The sequence below is a fragment of the Plantactinospora sp. B24E8 genome, assembly GCF_039871735.1.
GTDB lineage: Bacteria > Actinomycetota > Actinomycetes > Mycobacteriales > Micromonosporaceae > Plantactinospora.
The window spans coordinates 54,133-71,997 of record NZ_JBDPMH010000016.1 but is presented as its reverse complement, the minus strand read 5'-3'; the positions used below and the strand labels follow the sequence as shown (position 1 = coordinate 71,997).

The window sequence follows — 17,865 nt, the reverse complement described above, 5'->3', positions numbered from 1 at the left end:
GGCCTACCCCAGCCGGCCGGCGATTACGTGATCACGGGATGGACGCCGCCGTACAGGCGGGACCGCACGGGCGCGGTGGGCCGGCCCAGCCGTTGCGGCGGAGCACCGCCCCGACCTGGGCCGCCACGCCGCACGGAGCCTCGACCACGTCGGCCCAGCCGTATCGCAGCGTGGTGTCGCCCAGTACCGCCGCCGCGTTGTCCCGGTGGGCGTCCCGCCACCGGCGATCGGCGGGGTGCGCAACCCGGCCGTCGAGTTCGACCCGGGTCCGGTAGCCCAGGTAGTACACGTCGTCGTACCAGTGGCCGCCCTGACGGGCCCGAGCCGCCTGCCGATGTCCGGTCGGCAGATGATGGGCCCGTTCGACGTCCCGGAGGTAGTGAAGTTCCAGTGGTGAGTGGCAGCCGTCCGCCACGTCAGCCAGAGCCGCCCCCAGTTCGGCCCGCCAGCGCAGCTTCGCCCGCCGGTCCATCGCCGCGCCGATCCGCTCCGCCGTGCTGAGCCGGCGGCCGACCGCCCGGGTCAGCCAGCCGATCGCCTCGTCCAGTGTGCCGGCCTGCTGGGTCAGGTCGAGCACCGTCTCCTCGACCCGGGTCTGCGGCGGCAGCCGGCTCGGGTGCCGGGCCGCCCCGATCCCCGTACGCAGGTGTAGGACAACCCCGGGCAGGCGGTGTACCCGGCGGTTTCCGGGCACGGTGACGTGGACGTCCGGCCAAGGATCGTCGACGAGTCCCTGCAACTCGGCGGCGGTGTGGTGACTGAGTACGGCACCTCGGCCGGCACGCAGCAGACTCGCCCAGAGCAGCGCCGGACGCGTCGGCGGTCCGGTGAATACGGCGAAGACCCGTCCGGCGGGCAGCCGCCGCCACCGCCCGGTCTGCACCCGGTGTTCGAGCTGCGCCTTGGTCAGTCCGGCCGCGTACGCCTGCTGGCGGGTGAGCACTCCGTGCTGCCGCCGGAGCAGTTCGGGCAGGGTGGGATGGCCGGCCGGATCGCCGCGACCCGGGCGGTGCGATGCGGGCTGCTCGGACATGCGGCCGAGGGTGCCGAACGGCGGTGGGCACCGCCACCCCAAGCCGCGGGCCTGTGGACAACCGGTCGGGTTGTGCACAGGCCCGACCCGTCCCCTGGTTACATCAGCGAAGCAGTGATCCCGTAATCGCCGGCCTACCCCAGCCGGCCGACGATTACGTGATCACCGAGGAGGCCGGGTCAGTCGGGACGGCGGCGGCCGACGCCGAGGGCCGCGCGCAGCGGGCCGAGTCGACCGGCGAGGCCGGCGAGCCCACCCGGGAAGAAGTACACCGCCAGGATGAAGACGGTGCCGAGGACAAAAAGCGGCTGGGAGAGCGGCCCGCTCAGGAAGCCGGGCAGCGAGTCCACCGCGGAGGAGGAGCCGAAGGCGGTGAGCCGGTGGTCCAGGTACATGTAGAGCACTCCGCCGAGCACCGGACCCCAGCGGGTCCCCGGTCCACCCAGTACCACCATGACCAGCAGGGACAGGGTCAGTTCGGAGGAGGTGACGTGTGGTGAGGCACCGCCGACCAGCAGGCAGTAGATCACCCCGCCACCGACCGCCAGCCCGCCGGAGAGGGTGAACGCGACCAGCTTGAACCGGTACGGGTCGAGCCCGAGCACCCCGATCCGCCGTTCGTCGTCGCGGAGGCCGGCGAGGACCCGACCGGCCGGCGAACCGGCGACCCGGTGCACCACCAGTACCACGACCGCCAGGTACACCAGCGCCAGCCAGTACAGGTTGACCGTGTTGGCGACGCCGACCAGCATCGTCGGCAGTCCGGAGACGTCCAGCGGCAGACCTTCCTCGCCACCGGTCAGCCCGCCGAAGTCCCGGGCCACCAGGATCGCGCCCACCTGGGCGAACGCCAGGGTCACCATGGCGAACGCGATGCCGGCGGTACGCAGCGCGACCGCGCCGAGCAGTGCGGCGAGGATGGTGCCGCCGGTGAGGGTCAGCAGGGCCGCCTGCCACAGCGGCAGTCCGCCCTTCGTGATCAGGATGTCGGTGCCGTAGACCCCGGCCGCGAAGTACAGGGCGTGGCCGAAGGAGAGCATCCCGGTGCGGCCGAAGAGCAGGTCGTAGCCGGCGGCGAGGCCGCCGAAAACAAGGCAGATGGCGAGCAGTTGCAGGGTGCCGGGGGCGTTGAGCGGTCCGTCGAAGATGCCCGGCACGGAGACCGTCGAGTACGGCAGCACCGCGAAGACCAGCAGCACCAGCAGGGGCGACCAGGTCCGCAGGAGGGGCCGCCAGCCCCGACCGGCCGCCGGGGCCGCCCCAGCGGCCGGAGCTGACGCCGAAGCCGAGGTCGGGCCCGAAGCCTGCGCCGAAGCCGGAGCCGGGCCCGAAGCCTGCGCCGGAGCCGGGGCCGAAGCCTGCGCGGGAGCCGGGGCCGGGGCCGGCGCGGGAGCCGGTCCGGCGGACGAGGTGCCTGTCTCCGTCATGCCGCCGCCGCCCTTCCCGCGATGCCCTGCGGGCGGAGCAGCAGCACGATCGCGAGCAACGCGACCACACAGATGTCCCCCGCACCCGAGGTGCCGTAGTAGTTGACGAACTGCTGCAGCAGCCCGACCGCGACCGCCGCGTACGCCGATCCGACGACCGAACCCATGCCGCCGATCACCACCACGATGAAGGCGAAGATCAGCAGTGACCCGCCCTGGCTCGGCGAGACCGATCCGAAGTAGACGCCGCCGAGTGCCCCGGCCAGCGCCGCTGCGGCCCCGCCGATGGCGAAGACCAGGGTGAACGCCTTGCGTACGTCGATGCCGAGCGCGGTCACCATCTCCCGGTTCTCCACTCCGGCCCGGATGATCAGGCCGTACCGGGTGTAGCGGAGGAAGCCGAGCAGCGCGGCCAGCACCAGCAGCGCCGCGAGGATGAGCAGGATGCCCGAATTCGGCACCTTGGCGCCGAGCACCGGGGTCACCTGCTGGGTCCACGCCGGGCGGGGGAACGGGCGCGGATCGGCACCCCAGGTGGCCTGGAGCAGCGCGACACCGGCCAGCGAGAGGCCGACGGTGACCAGCACCTGTTCGATGGTGCGGGAGTAGAGCGGCCGGATCATGACCAGTTCGACGGCCATCCCGACCACCGCCCCGGCGACCACCCCGAAGGCGACCGCGAGCACAAAACCGAGGCCGGACGGGCCGGCACCCGGCAGGTTCCCCGCCGCCCACCAGGTGGCGTACGCCCCGACGGAGAGGAACAGCCCGTGCGCGAAGTTGAGGACGTCGGCGAGCCCGAACACCAGGGAGAGTCCGGAGGCGACCAGGAAGTACAGTGCCGCCAACCCGAGCCCGGTCAGCGTCAACAACACGATGGTGCTCACAACGAATCCGCCTTCCCGATGGCACCGGCAGCGTGCTCGCCGGCGACGCCGACGCCGAGCAGCGACCTGGTCAGCTCCGGCTCCCGCAGCAGGTCGTCGGCGGCACCGCTCCAGGCGACCCGGCCGGCGGCCAGCACCACCGCGTCGCGGGCGAGCCGGCGTACCACGGCCAGGTTCTGTTCGACAAGCAGCACCGGTACCGCGACCGCGACCCGTTCCAGCACCTCGGCGACCTCGGTGACGACCTTCGGGGCGAGTCCCTTGGTCGGTTCGTCGACCAGCAGCAGCCGGTTGGTGTTGAGCAGCACCCGGCCGATCGCCAGCATCTGCTGCTGTCCGCCGGAGAGCGAGCCGGCCCGCTGCCGGCCACGCCGCTTCAGCTCCGGGAACAGTTCGTAGACCCGGTCGTACGCGGGGGTGCCGGAACGCTGCTCGGCGAGCCGGAGGTTCTCCGCGACGGTGAGGCCGGCGAAGACACAGCGGTCCTCCGGCACATAGCCGAGACCGCCACGGACCAGCCGGTGCGTCGGTTCGCCGCCGAGGTCCCGGTCGCCGGTCCGGACGGTGCCGCGTACCTCACCGCCGCGTGGGGTGAGGCCGAGGATCGCCCGCAGGGTGGTGGTCTTGCCGACCCCGTTGCGGCCGAGCAGCACGGTCACCCCGCTGCGCGCCACGTCGAACGAGACCCCCTGCAGGATGTGCAGGCCGGCGATCCGTACCGACAGGTCGGTGACGGTGAGGACGGGCCCGGTCACAGCTCCTCCCCCAGGTACGCCTCCTGCACGACCGGGTTCGCCATCACCGTCTCCGGTACGTCGCAGGCGAGCAGCGCGCCGTGGTGCATCACCGCGATCCGGTCGGCCAGGCCGAGGATGACGTCCATGTGGTGTTCCACCATCAGTACCGCCCGTCCGCTGTCGCCGGTCAGCGACCGGATCACCGCGACCAGCTCCGGCACGTCCTCGGCGCTGACCCCGGCCATCGGTTCGTCGAGCAGCATCACCGTCGGCTCGCCGGCCAGCAGCAGCGCGATCTCCAGTTTCCGTTTCTCCCCGTGGGCGAGCGTGCCGGCCAGGGCCTCCGCCCGGTGGGCCAGCCCGACCCGGTCCAGTGCCGCGTCGGCGGCGGCGACCACCTCCCGGTCGGCCGCCGCCCGCCGCCACAGCCGCATCGAGCCACCCCGGTGCGCCTGTACGGCCAGCCGCACGTTCTCCCGCACGCTGAGCGAGCCGAAGACCGACGAGGACTGGAAGGTCCGGCCGAGGCCGAGCCGGGCCCGCCGGTACGGCGGCAGGGCGCTGATGTCCGTACCGTTGAGCAGCACCTGGCCGGCGGTGGGCCGGCGCAGGCCGGAGACCAGGTTGAACAGTGAGGTCTTGCCGGCGCCGTTGGGCCCGATCACGCCGAGGAACTCCCCGGGTGCCAGGTCGAGGTCGACGCCGTCGACGATGGCGACCTCACCGATCCGCCAGGTCAGGGCACGGGTGGCGAGCACCTGCTCAGCCCTTCATCGCCACGGCCGGCGGCGCGGTCTCCTCCGGCGTCAGCACCTTCTGCGCCGTCGCCGTGATCGCGTCACCGCTGCCGGCGAGCTTCGCCTGGAACATCGGCTGGAGCAGGGCGTGATCCTCGGCGCGTACGGTGAGCTTGCCCTTGACCCCGTCGAAGCTCCAGCCTTCGAGCGCGGTGACCATCTTGTCGACGTCGTCGCCGCCTTCCTGGGCCGCCCGGACCACCATCTGGGCGGCGGTGAAACCGTCCGGGTGGAACAGGTCCAGCACGCCGCCGGGGACCGCCTTCTTCGCCGCCTGCGCGGCCGGGTTGTCGGCGGCGCCGTCGAAGAAGTGCGACAGGAACGAGATCTTGGTGCCGGCCGCGCCGAAGGTCGGCCAGGAGGCGCGGATGTCCAGCCCGGTGACCACGGTGGTGGAGCCGAGCACGCCCTGCTGGTCCAGGGTCTGCCACATGGCCGGGGCGGTGGTGCCGGCCCAGGCGACGAAGAGCAGGTCCGGCTTGGCGGCGGTGAGCTGGCTGGCGAACGGGGTGAAGTCGGTGGCGCTGGCCGGGGCGAGCACGCTGGTCACGGTGGCACCGGCGCCGCCGATCACCGCCTTGACCGCGTCCTCGTTGCTCTTGCCGAACGCGCTGTCCTGGGCGAAGACCACGACCTTCTTGCCGGTGGCGTCGCCGATGAACGACTTCGCGGTCAGCACGTCCTGGTACGACTGCCGCCCGGACCGGAAGGTGTACCTGTTGACCCCGGTCGCGGCGTCGGTGGCGGCCGGTCCGGAGATGAAGAGCACCTTGTTCTGGGCGGCGATCGGGGCGACCTGCAGCGCCACCCCGGAGGCGGTCGAGCCGGCCAGGATCTTGTATCCCTTGCCGATCAGGTCTTTGGCGGCGGAGACCGCCTTGGCCGGGTCACCCGCGTCGTCGACCTCGGTCACCTCGACGGTACGGTCACCGATCTTGTTGGTGCCACCCGTCGCGTACGCCAGACCGGCACGGAAGCCTTCGATGTACTGCTTGCCGTAGCTGGCCAACGCCCCCGACTGGGAGTAGACCAGGCCTACCTTGACCGGGGCGGTGCCGTCGCCGCCTCCGGTCGCGGTCTCCTGCGGGCTGCCGCAGGCCGTCGCGGCGAGCGCCGCGGCCAGCAGCGTGGTGGCGGTGACAAACACCCGCCGCGTCGTCCGGACCGTCATCTTCGCTCCACATGAGGGGGAGTTGGGAGAAGCATCGTCGGCTCACGGTAGGAGTGACGTCACGCACGGGCTATGTGGCTGAAACCCACAAGTAACACCGAGGAGATGGCCGGCACAGACAAGGGCCGACCGCGACGGCGTCCCGGTGACCACCGTCCGGCGTACCCCTTCCCGGCCGACCGACCGGGCACGGTTCTGGACGACCGGCTCAGGCGGTGGCGAGCAGCTGGTCGACCGGCGCGTACTCGTCGGTCAGCACCATCGCGTCGTCGACGAAGTCGTCCAACTCGGCACCGGAGAGCAGGGCCACCGGCGAGTCGGCGCTGGTGGTGAGCCGTTCGCGCAGCACCTCCACCGGCAGCGCCGCGTCCGAGGCGACGATGACGAAGTTCGCGCCCTGCTCACCGGCGATCGCGGCCGGCGGGGCGATCAGTGCCACGTGCGGGAACTCCGCCGCGACGGTGGCCACCTCGGCCCGGATGAACCGCAGCGGCGGATGGTCGATGACGTTCTGCGCGTAGATGCCGCCGGGGCGGACGATCCGGCGTACCTCGGCCGCCATCTCCCGGGTGGCCAGGTGCCACGGCACCACCAGGTGACCGAAGGCGTCCCCGACCACCAGGTCGGCGCTGCGGTCCGGCCGTTCGCCGATCAGCATCCGGGCGTCGCCGACCCGGGCCCGCAGTTCCGGCCCGAGTCGTACGTCGAGTTCCCGGCGGCCGAGTTCGACCAGCTCACCGTCGATCTCGTAGACCTCGTTACGGGTGCCGGGCCGGGTCGCGGTCAGATAGCGCGGCATGGTGAAGCCACCACCACCGAGGTGTACGGCGTCCAGTGCCTGCCCGGCCGGCGCCGCCACGTCCGCCACCGCCCCGATCCACTGGGTGTACGCGAACTCGAGGTGCGCCGGGTCGTTCAGGTCCACGTAGGAGTGCCAGGCCGAGTTCAGCACCAGCAGCCGGCCGGTCGAGTTCACCGGATCCGGCTCCACCGACGCGCAGTGGTAGGCGGTCTCCACGTCGCACGGGGTCGGGGCGACCGCGGAGAACGAGGCACCGGCCAGCCCCAGCACCGCCAGCGCGGCGGTGGCCCGGGACGGCCGGGGCAGGGTGGTCCGGGTCCGCCGGTGCAGCCACCGGCCGAGCCCGAGACCGGTCAGCCCGAGCAGCACCGCGAGGCTGATGATGATGGCGGAGCTCGGCAGGGCGGCGACCAGCACGAACCCGGTGCCCAGGGTGGCGGTGATCGCGCCGAGGGTGCCGATGCTGGACAGCCGTCCCACCACCTGGCCGGTCCGGCGCAGGTCGGCGAGCTGCAGTTTGACCACCAGCGGGGTGATCGACGAGAGCAGCGCCGCCGGCAGGAAGATGGCCAGCGCGGTGAGCAGCAGGATGCCGACGGCGGCTCCGCCGCGCAGCACCTCGCCGGCGTACCGGACGATCGGCAGGGTCAGTGCGGTGGTGATGCCGGCCAGCACCAACGCCGGCGCCAGCAGGGTACGCGGGTCGCGGCGGTCGGCGAGCCAGCCACCGATCCAGGCCCCGTACGCGATCGCGGCCAGCGCCACCCCGATCACCGAGCTGGTGACCTGGAGGGTCACTCCGACGTACGGGCCGACCAGGCGCAGCGACGCGGTCTCCAGGACCAGGACCGCGCCGCTGGAGAGGAAGACCAGGGTGGCGGCGAGTCCCGGCGGCAGGGCACGCCGTTCCGGTTCCGGCGCCGGCTGCCCGGGCCGGTTACCGGCGTCGGTGTCAGTGCCGGCGTCAGCGTCGGCGACCTCAGGTGGTGAAGAGTCCATCGCTGCGATGCTATGCGGTGGTCGGGGAGATTCGGGCTACAACATGGACAGATGAACGTGGTTCGTGTGCTCGGAGGCGGGATCGCCACCACCGTTGTACGCCCGCCACCCGGTGCCGGGCATCCAGATCTGCCGGTACCAGATCACGTACATCACGCCGAGCCGGCTGGCGTTCTTGACGTAGAACGCCGCGACGGTGTCGCCGTAACTCCGGTCGCCGCCGGTCGCGTGCACGTTCTCGAAGCCGCCGGCCGCGGCGGAGAAGTCGCAGGCCCGTCCCTTCGGATGTTCACCGCCGCCACCGCTGCGGAAACACGAGACGTGCCGGCGGTAGCCGTTCGCCTTCGCCTGGTTCAGCGCGTGCAGGGTGCGCGGGGTGATGCAGCCGGAGGTGGTCGGGTCGTCGACGTTGCAGGACTCCCTGGGCCAGGAGCCGTCGGAGTTCTTCGGCGCCGGCTTGGCCAGCGGCGAGTTGGCGCTGACCAGGCCGCCGGCCGCGCCGCCGCCGACGGCGGCGAGGGCGCGTTCGGCGTCCCGCTTCTTCTTGGCGATGATCTCGACCTGGCGCTTCTGTTCCGTGACCTCGGCGTCGATCGCCTGCTTGGCCCGGCCCGCCTCGTCCAGCGCCTCGGTGAGCTGGCGGAGCTGCTTGTCGTTGCGCTGCGCGATCATGTCGAGCCGGTTGGCCCGCTCCAGGAAGGCCTCCGGCGAGGCGCTGCTGAGCAACGCCGAGACCGGGCTGAGCCGGCCCTGCCGGTACGACTGGGCGGCGATCACCCCCACCTCCTCGGTGAGGGTGGCAATGTCGGTCTCCAGCTGCTTCAACCGCTCACCGAGCTGCTTCTGCCGCTTCTTCGAGTTCTCCAGCTTGTTGGTCGCCTCGACGTGCCCCTTGGCGGCGTCCTCCAGGGCGTCCCGCAGCTTCTTGGTGCCCCCCTCGTTGCCGGGCCCGCTCGGCGCGGCGAGGGCCGGGGCGTCGGGACTGATCAGGAGAGTGGGTGTCACGGCGAGGAGTACGGCGGCGACCAGCAACGCCGTGATCCGGCGCGGCCCGTGTAGCCGCGCGATGGCCGTTATACGCACGAAAGCCAATCCTTCCGCGTCGGCCGCCGACCCCGCAGGATCCACCGTCACCGCAATCCACCGGCACCGTTCGGCGGCGGCCACCGCCGGCGCCCAAGGCGGCGCCACTCGGCGGAGACCGCCGGTCAGCCTACCGGAATCCGCAACCGCTGTCGGCCCGCGTCGGCGCGGTGTCCCGAGCCCGGTCGCCGGGTTGTCCGTGGCCGCCGCCCCGTGGCGCGAGCGCGCTGGTCGAGGCCGGGATCAGGAGGCGAACAGTGCGGCGTGGACGGTGTCCCAGATCTGCTCGGTGGCGGCGGCCAGCAACCCGGGCCGGCTGTCCGTCGGGTCGTACGCGCTGCCGTCGAGCCGGCGGACAACCCCGCCCGCCTCCTCGACCAGGAGCGTGCCCGGTACGTGGTCCCAGGGTAGGGTCCGCCAGAAGAGGGCGAAGTGCTGCCGCCCGGCGACGATGTCGGCGTACTCCTGACCCGCGCAGTGCAGACCGGGCAGCAGCTCGCCGAGCTGGCGTCCACCGGCCAGGATGCGTTCCCGCAGGTCGGGTGGGAGGAACCGGGTCGGCGCGGCGCCGCGCAGCGCGGCCGGCTCCAGCTCCCCGGGCGCCAACCGCACCGCGACGCCGTCCCGGTACGCCCCCTCGCCGGCCCGCCCCACCAGCAGGGTGTCGCCGACCGGGTCGAGGATCCAGCTGCTCCGGGTGACCCCGGCCTCCCGCAGTGCCACCATCACCGCGAACGGCTGCCGTCCGGCGGCGAAGTTGGCCGTCCCGTCCACCGGGTCGACCAGCCACACCGGTCCGGGACCCTTGAGCCGGTCGAGTACGTCGGGGTCGGCCGCGACCCCCTCCTCGCCGACCACCTCGGAGTCGGGCAGGATCCGGCGCAGCCCGGCGTCCAGGATCTCCTCGGCCCGACGGTCGGCGACGGTGACCAGTTCGCCGGGGGCCTTCTCGGTCACGTCGGCGGCGTCGAGCCGACGGAACATCGGCAGGATGGCGGTGGCCGCGGCCTCGCGCAGCAACGCGCCGACCCGGTCGACGATCGGGTCAGCCACGCGGCGGCAGCTTCACGACGCTGACGAAGAACTCGTCGATCTGCCGGACCACCGAGATGAATCTGTCGAAATCGACCGGTTTGGTGACGTACGCGTTCGCGTGCAGCTGGTAGCTGCGCAGGATGTCCTCGTCGGCCTGGGAGGTGGTCAGCACCACGACCGGGATCCGGCAGAGCTGCTCGTCCCGCTTGATCTCGGCCAGCACCTCCCGGCCGTCGCGACGGGGCAGGTTCAGGTCGAGCAGGATCAGGTCCGGCGCGACGGCGTCCGCGTACTCGCCCTCCCGGCGCAGGTACGCCAGGGCGGCCGCGCCGTCGGAGACGACGGTCAGCCGGTTCCGCAGCTTGTGCTCCTCGAACGCCTCCTGCGTCATGAGCACGTCGCCCGGGTCGTCCTCGACCAGCAGCACCTCGATCGGGCTCTTACCGTCGGCGGGTGCCGTCATCGGCCCTCCTCGTCGATCAGTTCGGCCGTCACACAGTCTCCTTCATCCCGTCGGCCGGACGCGCCGACTCACCGGTGGCGAGATCCGGGTCACGCCGCGACCCGCCGGCCCCGGCGGGCGTGGCCTCGTCGGCCCCGGACGCCTCGGATGACCCGGACGCCCCGGTCCCCGTCGTCTCGGCCGGGGTGGCGGCGTCGTCCCCGGACCCGTCGACCTCGTCAGCTCCGTCGGCGCCGACCGCGGTCGGTTCGGCCGGCTCGGCGGCATCCCGCAGCTCCGGCGGCACCGGCAGGGTGAACCGGATCAGGGCACCCTCGCGGTTCTCGACGTCGACCCAGACCCGGCCGCCGTGGTACTCGACGATCTTCTTCACGATCGCCAGGCCGATGCCGGTGCCCGGGTAGGCGTCCTTCGCGTGCAGCCGCTGGAAGATCACGAAGATCTTGTCGGCGAACTCGGGCTCGATGCCGATCCCGTTGTCCTGGCAGCTGATCTCCCACTCGTCGCCGACCCGACGGGCCGAGACGTGCACCTTCGGCGGCAGGTCCGGCCGGCGGAACTTGAGCGAGTTGCTGACCAGGTTGGCCAGCAGGTTGGTCAGCAGGGTCTCCTCGCCCCGGATCACCGGCAGGTCCGACCAGGTGAGTTCGCCGTCGACGTACCGGCGGCTGTTCTCGGTCTGGGCCGCCACCTCGGTCATCACCTGGTTCAGGTCGACCTCGGTGAAACCGGTGGTCAACCGCCCGATCCGGGAGAACGCGAGCAGGTCGTTGATCAGGCGCTGCATCCGCTGCGCGCCGTCCACCGCGAACGCGATGTACTGGTCGGCCCGCTCGTCGAGCTGGCCCGCGTACCGGCGCTGCAGCAGCTGGCAGAAGCTCGCCACCTTCCGCAGCGGCTCCTGCAGGTCGTGCGAGGCGACGTAGGCGAACTGCTCCAGGTCCCGGTTGGAGCGCACCAGCTCCTCGGCCTGCTTCTCCAGCTGGCTGTTGACCCACTCGATCCGCTCCCGGGCCTGGCGTACCTCGCTCAGGTCGGCGGCGATCCGCCGACGCATCGCGTCGACGTCCGTGGCGAGCTGGGCCAGCTCCGGCGGCCCGGACGGCTCGATGTGGCGCTGGTAGTCACCGTCGGCGATTCTCCGCACCTGGCCCGCCAGGCTGGTCACCGGTCCGATCACCAGCCGGTTCAGCGAGGTCACCAGCGCCACCCCGGCGAGCACCACCACGATCGCGGCCAGGATCAAAAGCAGCACCAGGGCGCTTCCGGTCCGCCGCGCCTTGTCCGCGACGTCGTTGCGCAGCGCGAGGACGGACTCCTGCAGCGTCGCCACCTCGGCGCGGAGGTTGTCGAACCGGTCGCCGGCCTGCGCGGCGAGCAGCGTCTGGGCCGCCGCCGTGCCGTCGGTCCGGACCGCCTCGATGACCGGCTCGGCGACCGCCTCCCGCCACTGCCGGGCGTGGTCCCGCACGGTGTGCAGGTCCCGCCGGATCTCCGGCTGGTCACCGAGCAGGGCGTCCATCTCGGCGATAAGCTTCGTCTCCTGCTCCAGACCGGCGCGGTACGGCGCCAGGTCCGCGTCCCGCCCGGTGACCGCGTAGCCGCGTACCCCGGTCTGCTGGTCGACCAGCGCGCTGAGCAGCGCCTCCCCGTTGGTCCGCAGCGGCCCGGTCTTGGTGAGCAGGGTGTCCAGGTGCTGACGGTTGTTCGCGGCGACCACCGCCGCGCCGGCGGCGAGCAGCGCCAGCAGCGCGCCGACCACCACGCAGAGCGTGGTGACCCGGCGCCGCAGGGTCCAGTTCGGCGCGGCAGCCCGGGTCCTCATCGGCCCGCACCCCGGCTGAGCAGCAGCATCGCCACGTCGTCGGCGAGTGGCCCGCCGTTGCCCTCCTCGGCCCGTTCGACCAGCCAGCCGGGCAGCCGCGGCAATGGCACGTCCCGGGTGCGGGGCTGCGCCACCAGGTCGGTGAGCCCCGGTACCTCAAGCCTGTCGTCGCCCTCGCCGACCCGTCCCTCGATCAGTCCGTCGGTGTACATCAGCAGCGACCAGTCCTCGGTCTCGAATTGCAGTTCGTAGGCGACCGGCGGCCGGGGGCGTACCCCGAGCAGCAGCCCGTACGGCGCCGGTACCGGCTCGACCCGCCCGCCGGCGAGCAGCAGCGGCGGCGGATGGCCGGCGAGCCGGACCAGGGCCCGGTTGTTGGCGAGGTCGAGCCGGACGGCGGCGACCGTGGCGAAGGTCTCCCGCAGCGGCCGTTCGCTTATCAGCACCTGCTCCATCGCGGGCAGCACCTGGTCGTCCGGCACCCCGGCGAGCACCAGGGCCCGCCAGGCGACCCGCAGCTCGACGCCGAGCGCCGCCTCGTCCGCCCCGTGTCCGCAGACGTCGCCGATGATCAGGTCGATCCGGTCGGGTCGGGTCTGCACCACGTCGTAGAAGTCGCCGCCGATCAGCGCGGCGTGCCGGCCGGGTCGGTAGAAGGTGTGCACCCGTACCTGGTCGGTGTCCATCAGCGGCTGCGGCAGCAGTCCCCGCTCCAGTCGGGCCGACTCGGCCTGACGCAGTTCCACCTCGCGCAGCCGGCGGGCGTTCTCGTCGGCCCGCTTGCGCTCCACCGCGTAGCGCAGCGCCCGGGCCAGCAGAACCCCGTCGACCTGGCCCTTGACCAGGTAGTCCTGGGCGCCCTCGGCCACCGCACCGATGCCCAGGTGCTCGTCGGAGCGGCCGGTGAGCACACAGACCGCCGCCCCGCTGACGGCGTCCAACACCTGACGCAACCCCTCGAGTCCCTGGGCGTCGGGCAGCCCGAGGTCGAGCAGTACGCAGTCGACGCCGGCCATCCGGGCGCGGGCCTCGTTCAGGCTACGGGCGACCAGCAGGTCGACCGCCGCGTCGCTCTCCGCGAGCAGTTCCGAGACCAGGAAGGCGTCTGCCTCGTCGTCCTCGACGAGCAGCACCCGCAGCCGCTCCCGGGGCGGCAGCTTCGCGTGCCGGCCGAGCCCGCCGTGCGGGTACGCCGGCGCCGGCACCAGGGATGACCCGGTCACCGCCCCGCTCCCGCACGCGGGGACCGTCCGCTGGCGACGCAACGACGCGTCACTGGTCCCTCCTCGCTCCGATCAGTCGCCAGCCGTGACCGTCGGCACCCGCCCCGGGCCGCCCGATCGAGGCCGATCCTTTACACCCCACGCTGCCACACAACACCGCCGGCACCGAAATCGCCGGCGCCGCGCCGCCGCTCACGGCACGGTGCCCGGCCGGCCCTCGGCGGCCTGTTCCCGTACCCGGGCCGCCTGTCGTGAAATCACCTCACCAAGGATGCCGTGCAACCGACCGCAGTCGACGCAGTGCAGATTGTCGTCAAGCCGGCGGCCACCGCAACCCGCGCAGCTACCCCGATCGGCCGGATCCCGGTAGGCGGACAGCGCCTGCGCCAGAGCCCGGGCCAGATGCGGGGTGATCGGCACCGTTTCCGTGTCCGATCCGGCGGAAACCGTGACGGAGGCAACCGGCACCGCACCCGGATCCGGGTCGTACGGGGTGACCCGCGCGACAAATTCCCGCAGTACGGCGATCGGGTCAACAGACACAGACATATGGAGCACGCTATGCGACGGGCGGCGGTTCAGCCGCCCCGGGAGGCCGGCGGCGGATCGAGGCGCGATGATGACACCCCCTCTGCCGTTTTCCCTGGAGGCACCCGTGCCCACCCCCAACGGGCCGTCCCCGGCCATCCCCGACGAGTCCGCTTCCCCGGCACCCGCCGCCGCTGCCGCTTCCGGGCCTGCCTCCACCCCCGATGCCGGCACGGCCGGTGGACCGGCGGCCGGACCGACCGGTGGACCGGCGCGGCTGCTGCCGGCCGCTGACCGGGCGCTGGCCCGGCCCCGTCGGCGCGTACCGGCGGCGCTGGCCTCGCTCGCCGCGCTGCTGGTGGTGGGCGTGATCACCCTGGCCGGGTTGCGCACGCCCGCCCCACTCGGCACCGGGGCGCCGGCGGACCAGTTCAGCGCGGAACGGGCGTACGGGCATCTTCGGACGATCGCGGCGGAAACCCACGTCGCCGGTAGCCCGGCCGCCGAACGGGTCCGGGTCCACCTGGAGACGACCCTGCGCGGCCTCGGCCTGGAAACCGAGACCCAGGACACCGTCGGCCCGGAGGCCGGGCAGCTCAGCGGCGGGGCCGGCGGGGTCACCCTGGCCCGGGTACGCAACGTGGTGGCCCGGATCCCCGGTACCGACCCCACCGGACGGGTCTTCCTGGTCGCCCACTACGACTCGGTGCAGTCCGGGCCGGGTGGCAACGACGACGGCGCCGGGACGTCGGCGTTGCTGGAGGTGGCCCGGGCGCTGACCACCGGCCCCCGCCCCCGCAACGACGTCGTCCTGGTCTTCACCGACGCCGAGGAGGCGTGCCTCTGCGGGGCGGCGGCGTTCGCGTCCAGCCATCCGCTGGCCGCCGACGGCGGGGTGGTGCTCAACCTGGAGGCCCGGGGCAGCACCGGACCGGTGATCATGTTCGAGACCTCGGTCCGGAACGCCGGGCTGGTCGAGGTCTTCGGCCGGGCCGCGCCGTACCCGGTCGGCACCTCGTTCGCGGTCGAGGTCTACCGGCTGCTGCCGAACGACACCGACTTCACGGCCTTCCTCGACCAGGGCTTCGTCGGTCTGAACGCCGCCTACATCGACGGTGCGGCGGTCTACCACACCCCGCTGGACACCCCGGACCGGGTGGACCGGGGCACCCTGCAGCAACACGGCGCGAACGCGCTGGCGCTGGCCCGGGAGTTCGGCGCGATCGACCTGGCCGGGGTGACCGCCGACGGGGACGCCAGCTACTTCCCGCTGCCCGGCGGGCTGGCCCGGTACCCGGGCTGGCTCACCCTGCCGCTCGCCCTGCTCGCCCTGGCGGGGGTCGGTCTACTCGGTTGGCTGGCCCGGCGACGTGGCCGGACCTCGTGGCCGCGGCTCGCCGCCGGGTTCGGCCTGGCCCTGGTGCCGATCGTGGTCGCGCCGGTCGGGGCCCAGTTGCTCTGGGCGGGGATCACCGCGATCCGACCCGGTTACGCGACGCTGCTCGACCCGTACCGTCCACTGTGGTATCGCCTGGCGGTGCTGGCGCTCGCCGGCACGGTCCTCTGCGCCTGGTACGCGCTCACCCGACGCCGGGTCGGGCCGGCCGCCCTGGCCGTCGGCGGCTTCGGCTGGCTGGCCGTACTCGGGGTGGCGCTCGCCTTCCTGGCGCCCGGCGGGTCGTACCTGACGACGCTACCCGCGTTGGCCGGCACCCTCGGCGGGCTGCTGGCGCTGGTCGGCCGCCGCGACGGTGTCTGGCCGGTGGTCGCGGTGACCGCCGGCGCGACCGTCGGGGTACTGATCCTGCTGCCGACCGTGGTCCTGCTCTTCCCCGCGCTCGGCCTGGCGATGGGCGGCGTCGCGGCGCTCTTCGCGGCGCTGCTCGGCCTCGCCGCACTCCCGGTCGTCGACCTGCTGCACCCGGCCGCCGGCGGACAGCGGGCGATGGCCGCGCTCCGGGCCCGCCGCGCCGGTGGGGTACCCGCGCTGGCCACGGCGCTGACCACCGTCGTCCTCGCCGGGGTCGGGCTGGCGGTGGACCGGTTCGACGCCACCCATCCGGTGCCGACCCAGCTGATGTACGCCCTGGACGCCGAGACCGGTACGGCCCGCTGGCTGAGCACCGAGACGGACCCGCAGCCGTGGACGGCGCGGTACGTCACCGGCACCGACCGGGCCGGGGACGCCTTCCCGGCCCTCGGCGACGAGGAGTTCCGGGTCGGTCCGGCACAGCCGGCGGCCCTGCCCGCGCCCCGGCTCGACGTGCTCGCCGACCAGACCGACGCCGGGGTACGCACCCTGCGGCTGCGGCTGGTCCCCCAACGGCCGGTACGACTCGTCTCGCTGCACGTCGACCCGGCGACCGCCACCGTCGTCGGGGCCCGGGTCGCCGGCCACCCGGTCGAGGCCGAGCCGGTTTCCGGGGCGGCCGAACCGTTCGGGGTGGTGTTCCACGCGCCGCCGCCGGAGGGCATCGAGGTCGAACTGCGGCTGCGTACCACCGGTGGGCCGGTGTCGCTGCGGGTCATGGACGGCAGTGACGGTCTGGCCGGGTTGCCCGGGTTCCGGCCCCGTCCGCCCGGGGTGGGAGTCGTCGGATCGCACGAGTCGGAACTCGTCGCCGTCGCCCGCCGCTATTCCCTCCCGTGAGCCGCCGTCCGGGACGGGTCCGGTGAGCCGCCGTCCGGGACGGGTCCGGTGAGCCGCCGTCCGGGACGGGTCCGGTGAGCCGCCGTCCGGGACGGGTCCGGTTCTGAGGTAACACCCGCGGCAGGCACGGCGCTCTAGTGCCTGAGATGAACAATCAGCACCTCAGCCGGCTCGACACCCGCGTCGCCGACCGGCTGCTCGATCAGGACGGTCGGCCCCCGCCCGGGCTGGACGGGCTCGTCCGGCTGCTCGTCGCCGCCTCGGCACCGGCCCGGCCCGGTGAACTCGTGGGCGAGCCGGACGCGGCGGCGGCGTACCGGGCTGTCCGACTCGGCCGGCCGGACCCGCTGCCGGACCGACGGCGGCCCCTGCGTACCCGGATCTCGGCACCCCGGTGGCTGCGGACCGGCGGGCCGGTCCGGGCCGGTGTGCTGGCCGCCGTGGTGGTCGCGGTCGGCGGTGGGGCCACCCTGGCGGCCACGTCCGGGGCGCTCCGGGAGCCGTCGACCACCACGGCCCGGCCCCGGCCCGACGTCGCCGTGCCCGCCGCCCCGGTGACCCCGTCCGGTACCGCACCGGGCACCGCCGCCCCGCCGGCCGCCCACCTCGACCTCTGCCGGGCGTACGCCGGCGTTCCCCGACCGGATGCGCCGCCGTCCGGTGCCGGCCCGACCAGCGGGCCCGGCGGCGACCCGGGCGGCGGACCCGCTGGCGGCCGGCCATCCGGCACCGGACAGACCGACAACCGCGACGCTGGACAGACCGACGACGACCGCGACACCGGACCAGCCGACGACGACCGGGACCCCGGTGGGCGCCGGGCCGGTGCCACCGGCACGACCGCCCCGGCGCCGGCCGCCGACCTGGTCGCGGCGGCCGGTGGGGTGGACCGGGTCGCGGCCTACTGCGCCGCCGTCCTGGCCGCCGCCGACTCCGCCACCTCGCGGGTCGTCCCGCCGCCAGCCGCCCGAACACCCGTCGACCGGCCATCCGGAACCCCGGCACACCCGACCCGGCGACCGGAACAGCCACCGGGCCCGGACCGGGCCCCCGGCACGACGCCGGCCGGCCGGCCCTCCATGCCACCCCGGTCCACCAACCAGCCCGGCAGCCGGCCGGGTGACCAACCCGGTGTCGGCGATCCCGGCACCGGATCCAGGAGAGAGCGATAGATGCTGGACAGCCGCCATCCCGCCACGCGAACG

15 protein-coding genes are annotated in these 17,865 nt (G+C 73.4%); 2 read left to right on the top strand and 13 right to left on the bottom strand.

The window, feature by feature from the left end; translation table 11 throughout:
• Window positions 1–31 precede the first annotated feature (31 nt).
• The 13 genes from ABGB21_RS22350 to ABGB21_RS22290 all read right to left on the bottom strand — a co-directional run bounded on the left by ABGB21_RS22350 (window position 32) and on the right by ABGB21_RS22290 (window position 14,031).
• Complete coding sequence (locus ABGB21_RS22350) at window positions 32–1,033, bottom strand: type IV toxin-antitoxin system AbiEi family antitoxin domain-containing protein (protein ID WP_347654227.1); 1,002 nt, start codon at window positions 1,031–1,033, stop codon at window positions 32–34.
• 179 nt (window positions 1,034–1,212) lie between these two features.
• Window positions 1,213–2,256, bottom strand: coding sequence for a branched-chain amino acid ABC transporter permease (locus ABGB21_RS22345; protein ID WP_347679407.1), 1,044 nt, complete (start codon window positions 2,254–2,256; stop codon window positions 1,213–1,215).
• Window positions 2,257–2,456: 200 nt separating this feature from the next.
• Entirely contained in the window at window positions 2,457–3,347 is an 891-nt protein-coding gene (locus ABGB21_RS22340; protein ID WP_347654228.1) for a branched-chain amino acid ABC transporter permease, read from the bottom strand.
• The gene (locus ABGB21_RS22335) at window positions 3,344–4,102 is read right to left on the bottom strand and encodes an ATP-binding cassette domain-containing protein (protein ID WP_347654229.1); all 759 of its coding nucleotides are present in this window, start codon (window positions 4,100–4,102) and stop codon (window positions 3,344–3,346) included. Before ABGB21_RS22335 ends, ABGB21_RS22340 begins: the two co-directional genes overlap by 4 nt.
• Window positions 4,099–4,842: an ABC transporter ATP-binding protein gene (locus tag ABGB21_RS22330; RefSeq protein WP_347654230.1), complete on the bottom strand. Its 744-nt coding sequence runs from the start codon at window positions 4,840–4,842 to the stop codon at window positions 4,099–4,101. The genes ABGB21_RS22335 and ABGB21_RS22330 overlap by 4 nt, the downstream gene beginning before the upstream one ends.
• Window positions 4,843–4,846: 4 nt before the next feature.
• Complete coding sequence (locus tag ABGB21_RS22325; RefSeq protein WP_347654231.1) at window positions 4,847–6,052, bottom strand: substrate-binding domain-containing protein; 1,206 nt, start codon at window positions 6,050–6,052, stop codon at window positions 4,847–4,849.
• 208 nt (window positions 6,053–6,260) lie between these two features.
• Window positions 6,261–7,853, bottom strand: a complete 1,593-nt coding sequence (locus ABGB21_RS22320; RefSeq protein WP_347654232.1) for a fused MFS/spermidine synthase — start codon at window positions 7,851–7,853, stop codon at window positions 6,261–6,263.
• Between the two features lie 36 nt (window positions 7,854–7,889).
• Window positions 7,890–8,843 carry a hypothetical protein gene (locus ABGB21_RS22315; protein WP_347654301.1) on the bottom strand — a complete coding sequence of 318 codons (954 nt, stop codon included), beginning with the start codon at window positions 8,841–8,843 and terminating at the stop codon, window positions 7,890–7,892.
• A gap of 336 nt (window positions 8,844–9,179) precedes the next feature.
• A complete protein-coding gene (locus tag ABGB21_RS22310) occupies window positions 9,180–9,989 on the bottom strand; it encodes an inositol monophosphatase family protein (RefSeq protein ID WP_347654233.1) in 810 nt (269 codons plus the stop codon).
• Window positions 9,982–10,434: a response regulator gene (locus tag ABGB21_RS22305; protein WP_347654234.1), complete on the bottom strand. Its 453-nt coding sequence runs from the start codon at window positions 10,432–10,434 to the stop codon at window positions 9,982–9,984. The genes ABGB21_RS22310 and ABGB21_RS22305 overlap by 8 nt, the downstream gene beginning before the upstream one ends.
• Window positions 10,435–10,462: 28 nt before the next feature.
• Window positions 10,463–12,259, bottom strand: a complete 1,797-nt coding sequence (locus ABGB21_RS22300; RefSeq protein ID WP_347679358.1) for a CHASE3 domain-containing protein — start codon at window positions 12,257–12,259, stop codon at window positions 10,463–10,465.
• Window positions 12,256–13,464 carry a SpoIIE family protein phosphatase gene (locus tag ABGB21_RS22295; RefSeq protein ID WP_347654302.1) on the bottom strand — a complete coding sequence of 403 codons (1,209 nt, stop codon included), beginning with the start codon at window positions 13,462–13,464 and terminating at the stop codon, window positions 12,256–12,258. Before ABGB21_RS22295 ends, ABGB21_RS22300 begins: the two co-directional genes overlap by 4 nt.
• A 210-nt stretch (window positions 13,465–13,674) precedes the next feature.
• Entirely contained in the window at window positions 13,675–14,031 is a 357-nt protein-coding gene (locus tag ABGB21_RS22290; RefSeq protein ID WP_347679356.1) for a hypothetical protein, read from the bottom strand.
• 256 nt (window positions 14,032–14,287) lie between these two features.
• On the opposite strand from ABGB21_RS22290, the gene ABGB21_RS22285 reads away from it, so the two are divergent.
• Both ABGB21_RS22285 and ABGB21_RS22280 read left to right on the top strand, forming a co-directional pair.
• Complete coding sequence (locus tag ABGB21_RS22285) at window positions 14,288–16,660, top strand: M28 family peptidase (protein WP_347679405.1); 2,373 nt, start codon at window positions 14,288–14,290, stop codon at window positions 16,658–16,660.
• Window positions 16,661–16,806: 146 nt separating this feature from the next.
• Window positions 16,807–17,832 (top strand): hypothetical protein, encoded by a 1,026-nt coding sequence (locus ABGB21_RS22280; protein ID WP_347679354.1) that lies wholly within the window; start codon window positions 16,807–16,809, stop codon window positions 17,830–17,832.
• Window positions 17,833–17,865 lie beyond the last annotated feature (33 nt).